Genomic DNA, 5,842 nt, shown 5'->3' on the forward strand with positions numbered 1-5,842 from the left:
GCGCACGCGCACGAGATGGTCCTCGGCCGGCCGGTCGTCGATGCCGGTCAGGCGGCGCCCGTCCATACCGTCACCAAGTTGAGGTGGTGGCTGTTGCGTTGGGGTATTCCGCTCGGCAGCCCAGCGGACATCTGAGAGCTTCAGACCGTTCCGGTCCGACACGGAGATACCGAGGCTTTTTTCGGCTATCGCTGGTATCACGATATGTTTTTCAATCCATATCGATCCACTTGACCGACTCCCCAAATCAGGGCTTCAAAATGGGCAATGTCTTTCGCGATCGCCTTCAGGGCGCGCTGCTCCATGGCACGGTAGCGGCGCAGAACTTCCCCGCCCAGCGACGTGAGCTTGGCACCGCCGCCATCGACGCCGCCTTTGGTGCTGACGACGAGCGGCTCGATGAAGTGATTGCGCGAGGCGGGAGGGAGTTGATAGCCTTCGCAATGTACTCACCCCGGCTCTTCGCGAGGATGCCGAAGCCATGACAAATCCACGGCACAACACCGTCCTTGTCGACGAGCCCACTCCTGGTCGATTCCGCTGGATGGTCTACGAAAGCAACGAGGATGCGACGGCCTGGATCGAGGTCAAGTCGAGCGCGGGCTACTTTGCCACCTGGAGGGAGGCCTTTGAAGCTGGGTGGACGGCGCTTCGCGGTCGCCAGGGGTGGGCGAAAACGAAAACGCCGAGGCCAGGCGGTGAGTTTGACTGCGGCACGGGCTTTGGCCCAGCTTCCACATGAGATCGGGCCATGCTCTCAGGGAAAGGCAGCGGCCCCCCTCCCGAAGTGTCTCAGCGCTTTGCGGCCAAGTGCAGTCACCATGTGAACGCACGTCGGTCCGCCTGTACCAGTGCGTGGAAAACTACAGATGATGTGGCCGGCGTCATGAAGTATTCGAAGCTCCTGCTGCGCGGCAGGATTGACGAATTCAACGGGCATATCTTCGTGGGCAAGTGCTTGGAGCAGGTCCATTGGCATGGCAGACTCCTTTGAAGTGTTACTCAATGGCTCAGACCACCCAGGGGGGCGGTCGCCGGCATCGGGGCAGCCATGAGCCTCCCTCCCCTACAAGCGCCGGGAACCGCCCCGATACCTAAGGATTGGGGCAAACGAAAACGATCCTTTGTGGGAGACGCCATCAATCGTTTGAAGGTGCAGGACCACGCTGCAATCATGGCCGAGCTGGGTGAGCACTGAAGCTGTAGTCGATCTGCTCGATCGCCTGGCCGGCGAGCGCCGCCGCTCGGCACTCCCGGTAGGTGTTGCCCTGCTCCACCACCTTGGCCAGCAGGCCTCCCATCGTGTCATCGAGGAGCGGGGTCGGCTCCGGGCACGACGACATCGCCAGCGGGCTCGGCCGGCCGTCCTGTGATGGCCTCATTGGCAAGCTGCAGCCCAGCAGGAGGAAGCTTGCAATCGCGGTACACAGTGTTGGTTTGAAGTTCAGTGCCTGACCGCAGTCGAGTCCATGGGCGGCAAGTTCGAAGGTCACGAGCTGACCGAAGATGCACTGCCTTCCCTCAACTGCCTGATCAAGGAACTGGTCGTAGACATCGAAGCGGCTGCCGACCAGCTATGGGAACAGTACCGGGAGGCCCTCAGCCCAGCACAAGGCCAGGAGCGTCAGTCATGAGCGCCGCCGTCGCAACCAAGCCCCGCGCCAATAACGCGAAAGTCGCCTCGCAGCGCACTGTACGCATCGAGGGCGGTGTCGAGCGCGACGACTTCGATCCGCACACACTGGACGAGGAGATCGCGCAAATCGACCGCGGCGGTGACGTTGCGGGATGGGTGCCCGCAGTCCCGGCGCCGACGGCCCCGAAGTGTCGCGACGGCAGCCCGCCGCTCCAGGTTGCACTCCCCCATGGGAGACGGCAGGCCTCGAAGTGCTGTCCAACATCGCCGACGCGATCGAGGTTCTGGGCGACGCGAGCAGTGAGCCCAACGACTGCATCACGCCGGCCGAGCGGGCAGTTGCCGATCTCTGCCCTATCCTGCTCAACGATCGCATGTTGGCGCCTGTGTTCGCCTTCATCGAGAAGGCGCTGGTCACGAACGCACGCGCAGACGAGGCCGAGACGATGCTGCAGGACCCGCTTTCGATTCTCGAAACGCTGGCGGCGATCACGGTCGGCAGCGCATATGAAGACTCCACGCGTAAGGCCTTCGATTTGGTCAATGGCGCGATGGATGCGCTGCGCGACTCAACGCCCTGGGAGGAAGCGCCGACGCTTCCAAATGCACCCGATGCCGACTCTGGGCTTGGCGACATCCGCGACCAATTGGACGACGTCCGTGTGTGGCTCGACATGATGGGTGACCAACTCAATTTCAGCTACGCCGATGCTGAGCAAACACGGCGGGCGCAAGAGCGCCTCTGGATGCTCCTGACTTCGGCCGAGGTTCAACTCGGCGTGGCGATCGAACTCGCCGGCAACGCTGCACACGCACTGAATGGGCAGTCAGGCGACGGGGCTAAGGGGATCGGCAAATGAGTTCAGACAGATTCCCCACGCTCGAGTACGCGCTTGTCGGCGCCCGGCTCGCCGGTCGTCACGGCCGAGGCCGACGCGAGACACTTGAAATGCTCGTCGAGGAAGGATTCATTGACGAAGCCGAGATGAAGCAGCTTGAGGCCGCATTCAGCGAGGGCGTCGAAGCGAGGCGGTCTGGCTGCCCCTGCCATTGCATTTCGTGCCACTCCTTCACGCCCGCCATGGGGGAGAAAGAAGTGCAGCACATGCGCTACGCCTCCCGGCGACGAGAGGAGTTGCGTGCCGAGGGCCTGGCGGACGACGTCGTCAAAAAAACAATCTACGAGGAAATCGGGCGCGGCGCTGTCCAGCAGCAACAGACCGCCACCGTCGTCCGTTCGACGAAGGGGGCCTCATAAGCACGGCGGTCAGAAAGCGCGCGCTGCGCCTGGTGCCGAAGCCTGAGGGAGAAATCAACGCCGACATGATCGCGTTCACGATCATGGAGTTCATCGACCAGAACTTTCCCGAGGTCTGGATGACAGCTCCGAAGCCTGCCCGCGTTGGCATTCGAAACATGATCGTTCGAGCTATCAAAACCGAGGAAGGCAAGCTGTGACGATRCATCCTCAACGGCTGAGCGATAGCAGAGCACGCCAAGCCTGTCGAGCAGGTCGCGGCGTGATGTCAGCTCATCGGCCGGTTCACCTCCATCAACAGCGCTTCGGCATGTCCATTGGCACCAATTCTATGAATCGCGTGTACGCTAAATCCAACGTCGCGAGCTCGTCCCTCCATTCGGAAGGATCGACTGCATCGCCGCGCCGCACGCGCATGACCAGCTTTTTCCAAGCTTCCGCAAAGGCTTCAAATTCGCTCGCAGCCAGGAGAATTCGCTGCCATTCTTCGGTCATAGGCGGACCTCGGGCGGTGAAGTGGACGAGAGTTCCGGAGGTCTTCGCTTCCCTGAACTCAAAGTTTGAGATTCTCCTCCGCGGTGATGATGGCGGCAACGGGACGTCAGTTACCGTTTGTCTTGTTCAGCGCATCGATGTCAAGGGAGTCGATCTCGGCGTTCAGCGCCACGCTAACGGCCTGGGCGATCGTGCCCTTGTCCACGTTCGTCAGAACGCCACCGGCCAGCTTATGGCGCTTGCCGCCAAACAGCWGGATCTCACCACTCCAGTTTCCGCTCGTTCCCTTAAGGCTGTATTCGACCGAGTACGTCACGATCCTTCGGGTGCCGGCCTGCACGCGAACGCCCCCGATCTTCAGCATGTCCGCCTCCCCGCTCTTGCCTTCGCCAAGCACATCTGGGAGTCGATCAACGGCGCCGGCAGCGGGGCCGCGAACCCCTGGGTGTGGGTCATCGAGTTCAATGGGTTCGAGCCGTCAACTCCTCAAGCTCCAAGCGCAGCCGATCGATCGTCGATTCAAGGTGCCAGAAACGCTGCCATTCCTCAGGGGCGGGATATGGCCCGCGGCCGCCCGCAAAGGTGGTCAGTTTCATTCTGAGCTCACGATTCGTCTCGCCGAGGCCTTGCACTGCGACATGGAGGCGATCGATGAGCTCGTCTTTCGTGGCGGATTCCATTTCAGGTACTTCGATTTACCAAACGCATAGGCTGACACGACGCGCCCGATCGATCTGTTGGCTGGAGCCTCGACCTGTCGTAGGCGACAGCCTGCAGGGCCGCGAAGACGAGGAGGCCTGACCGATGACCCTTGCTCGCTTCAAAACAACAGCACTGGCGCGTGGGCCGTACCAGCGTGAACCCACTTCATGGCTTGCGCTTCGGCGTGCCAGCGTGCTTCCGCAGACCGGGCGATACATCGCACGGCCCACGCGCTCTGCCGAGCAGAGGAACTGAAAGCCCTCGTAGTAAAACACCACCAGTTGAAAGCGCCCTGCTACCGCGCGCTCTCGGCTGGCGACTCACTGTTGGAGACGGGGAACCCCGCGAATGTTCCCAAACGCACACCAGCGGCCAAGGGGACCCACCAGATGACGTCGCCATGACCATGCTGCTTGCTCCGCGGGTACTGCGGCACCGAGACGCGCCGGCCTACCTTGGCATGGATCGCAACCGGTTCGACGCCGAAGTGCGCCCTGCCCTCACGGAAATCCCGATCGGCGACCGGGGCATCGCCTTCGACAGATCGGAACTCGACGCCTGGATCGAGGCGTATATTGCCCAGCGTGGACGCCCGAGTCGCGCAAGGAAAGGAGAAACACCATGCGAACTCGGACAAAAGGGATCCAGCTCTTCGGGAGCGAACGGATCGTCAACAAGCAGTATCTTGGTCACCGGATCTTCCAGCGCCTCGGCGCGGTCTCGCAGGATGACGCAGAAGCCTGGCTTCGGCGCCAGCAACTCGAAATCGACGACGAGCGGGCAAGGCAACTTCGAACAGGCGCTGATCGCTTGTGGGCAGATGGGGCGGCAAAGTACTTGATGGAGTGCAAGCAGCGCGGAGTGCGCTCGCTGGACACCATCGGCTACCACGTCAAGATCCTGCTGCCCTACATCGGCAGCTTGCCCATGAGCGAGGTGTGCAACGATGCGCTGGAAACGTTCAAGGCGGAGAGGATCGAAGACGACGAGGCCAAGAACTCGACCGTCAATCGCAGCCTCGAGGTCGTGCGCACGGTGATGAACCGGGCCGCACGGGCAAGCGAAGTTGGTGCCGGTGCTCGCGCCGCACCTCCAGCGGCCGGTGCTTTTCGCGCTCAACACGGGTGCAGGCGACGACAACGTGTGCGGCCTGCGCTGGAGTTGGGAAGTGCCGGTGCCGGAGTTGGAGCGCAGCGTCTTCGTGATCCCTGCGGCCGAGTTCAAGGGCAAGCGCAACCATGTGCTGGTCCTGAACGACGCGGCCTGGAAGATCGTCGAGGAATGCCGCGGCCGAAGCGAGGAATACGTCTTCACGTACAAGCCCCCGGGCAAGGACAAGAAGCGAACTCGCATCGCACGCTGAACAACAACGGTTGGCAGCGGGCGCGGGCAGTTGTCGGGCTGGAGAAGGTGCGGGTCCACGACCTGCGCCACACCTTCGGCCAGCGGCTACGCGATGCCGGTGTGGCAGCGGAGGACCGGGCGTTGCTTTTGGGCCACGCGATCGAGGGGATGCCGCAGCACTACGCGACGGCGACAGTGGCCAGGCTGGTCGAGGCGGCCAACAAGGCGCCGCTGACCTTCGACCGCACGACCTTGCGTAGGGTGGTGAACGGGTAGACCGTAAGCGCCTGGCCGTGGCATCTTGAGGTGACGTGGCCTGTGGCTGAGCATCGCGTCCATGATGAACATGGTGGATGCGGCTTGGGCGAAGGCAATGGTGTTTGCCTCGCGCTGGCTCGGCGTCGTCG

Annotated in this window: 12 protein-coding genes; 8 read left to right on the plus strand and 4 right to left on the minus strand. The window is 62.4% G+C overall.

The window, feature by feature from the left end:
* Positions 1-230: 230 nt before the first annotated feature.
* A complete protein-coding gene (locus AC1DY5_RS39030; protein ID WP_478119817.1) occupies positions 231-485 on the plus strand; it encodes a hypothetical protein in 255 nt (84 codons plus the stop codon).
* A 687-nt stretch (positions 486-1,172) separates the two neighbouring features.
* Here AC1DY5_RS39030 and AC1DY5_RS39035 read toward each other — a convergent pair.
* Positions 1,173-1,382, minus strand: coding sequence for a hypothetical protein (locus AC1DY5_RS39035; protein ID WP_478119818.1), 210 nt, complete (start codon positions 1,380-1,382; stop codon positions 1,173-1,175).
* 87 nt (positions 1,383-1,469) lie between these two features.
* On the opposite strand from AC1DY5_RS39035, the gene AC1DY5_RS39040 reads away from it, so the two are divergent.
* The 4 genes from AC1DY5_RS39040 to AC1DY5_RS39055 all read left to right on the plus strand — a co-directional run bounded on the left by AC1DY5_RS39040 (position 1,470) and on the right by AC1DY5_RS39055 (position 3,094).
* On the plus strand, positions 1,470-1,634 hold the full coding sequence (locus AC1DY5_RS39040) for a hypothetical protein (protein ID WP_478119819.1): 165 nt from the start codon (positions 1,470-1,472) through the stop codon (positions 1,632-1,634).
* A gap of 253 nt (positions 1,635-1,887) precedes the next feature.
* Positions 1,888-2,496 (plus strand): hypothetical protein, encoded by a 609-nt coding sequence (locus tag AC1DY5_RS39045; RefSeq protein WP_478119820.1) that lies wholly within the window; start codon positions 1,888-1,890, stop codon positions 2,494-2,496.
* Positions 2,493-2,894 carry a hypothetical protein gene (locus AC1DY5_RS39050; protein ID WP_478119821.1) on the plus strand — a complete coding sequence of 134 codons (402 nt, stop codon included), beginning with the start codon at positions 2,493-2,495 and terminating at the stop codon, positions 2,892-2,894. The genes AC1DY5_RS39045 and AC1DY5_RS39050 overlap by 4 nt, the downstream gene beginning before the upstream one ends.
* A 65-nt stretch (positions 2,895-2,959) precedes the next feature.
* Entirely contained in the window at positions 2,960-3,094 is a 135-nt protein-coding gene (locus AC1DY5_RS39055) for a hypothetical protein (RefSeq protein WP_478119822.1), read from the plus strand.
* 94 nt (positions 3,095-3,188) lie between these two features.
* Here the strand turns inward: AC1DY5_RS39055 and AC1DY5_RS39060 are convergent, their stop codons facing one another.
* From AC1DY5_RS39060 to AC1DY5_RS39070, 3 genes are all read right to left on the minus strand, one after another.
* Entirely contained in the window at positions 3,189-3,389 is a 201-nt protein-coding gene (locus AC1DY5_RS39060) for a hypothetical protein (RefSeq protein WP_478119823.1), read from the minus strand.
* Positions 3,390-3,495: 106 nt separating this feature from the next.
* The gene (locus AC1DY5_RS39065; RefSeq protein ID WP_478119824.1) at positions 3,496-3,753 is read right to left on the minus strand and encodes a hypothetical protein; all 258 of its coding nucleotides are present in this window, start codon (positions 3,751-3,753) and stop codon (positions 3,496-3,498) included.
* Positions 3,754-3,850: 97 nt separating this feature from the next.
* Positions 3,851-4,069 carry a hypothetical protein gene (locus AC1DY5_RS39070; RefSeq protein WP_478119825.1) on the minus strand — a complete coding sequence of 73 codons (219 nt, stop codon included), beginning with the start codon at positions 4,067-4,069 and terminating at the stop codon, positions 3,851-3,853.
* A gap of 422 nt (positions 4,070-4,491) precedes the next feature.
* Here AC1DY5_RS39070 and AC1DY5_RS39075 point away from each other — a divergent pair, with 422 nt between their 5' ends.
* The 3 genes from AC1DY5_RS39075 to AC1DY5_RS39085 all read left to right on the plus strand — a co-directional run bounded on the left by AC1DY5_RS39075 (position 4,492) and on the right by AC1DY5_RS39085 (position 5,711).
* Positions 4,492-4,932: a helix-turn-helix transcriptional regulator gene (locus AC1DY5_RS39075; RefSeq protein WP_478119826.1), complete on the plus strand. Its 441-nt coding sequence runs from the start codon at positions 4,492-4,494 to the stop codon at positions 4,930-4,932.
* 234 nt (positions 4,933-5,166) lie between these two features.
* On the plus strand, positions 5,167-5,454 hold the full coding sequence (locus tag AC1DY5_RS39080; RefSeq protein WP_478119827.1) for a site-specific integrase: 288 nt from the start codon (positions 5,167-5,169) through the stop codon (positions 5,452-5,454).
* 47 nt (positions 5,455-5,501) lie between these two features.
* Positions 5,502-5,711: a hypothetical protein gene (locus tag AC1DY5_RS39085; protein ID WP_478119828.1), complete on the plus strand. Its 210-nt coding sequence runs from the start codon at positions 5,502-5,504 to the stop codon at positions 5,709-5,711.
* Positions 5,712-5,842: the final 131 nt, after the last annotated feature.

Source organism: Variovorax sp. P4_D9, from assembly GCF_056401695.1.

Coding starts and splice junctions, on each gene's coding strand:
- AC1DY5_RS39035 (WP_478119818.1), bottom strand. CDS start 1,382: ATGAGGCCATCACAGGACGGCCGGCCGAGCCCGCTGGCGATGTCGTCG.
- AC1DY5_RS39040 (WP_478119819.1), top strand. CDS start 1,470: ATGGGCGGCAAGTTCGAAGGTCACGAGCTGACCGAAGATGCACTGCCT.
- AC1DY5_RS39050 (WP_478119821.1), top strand. CDS start 2,493: ATGAGTTCAGACAGATTCCCCACGCTCGAGTACGCGCTTGTCGGCGCC.
- AC1DY5_RS39055 (WP_478119822.1), top strand. CDS start 2,960: ATGATCGCGTTCACGATCATGGAGTTCATCGACCAGAACTTTCCCGAG.
- AC1DY5_RS39060 (WP_478119823.1), bottom strand. CDS start 3,389: ATGACCGAAGAATGGCAGCGAATTCTCCTGGCTGCGAGCGAATTTGAA.
- AC1DY5_RS39070 (WP_478119825.1), bottom strand. CDS start 4,069: ATGGAATCCGCCACGAAAGACGAGCTCATCGATCGCCTCCATGTCGCA.
- AC1DY5_RS39075 (WP_478119826.1), top strand. CDS start 4,492: ATGACCATGCTGCTTGCTCCGCGGGTACTGCGGCACCGAGACGCGCCG.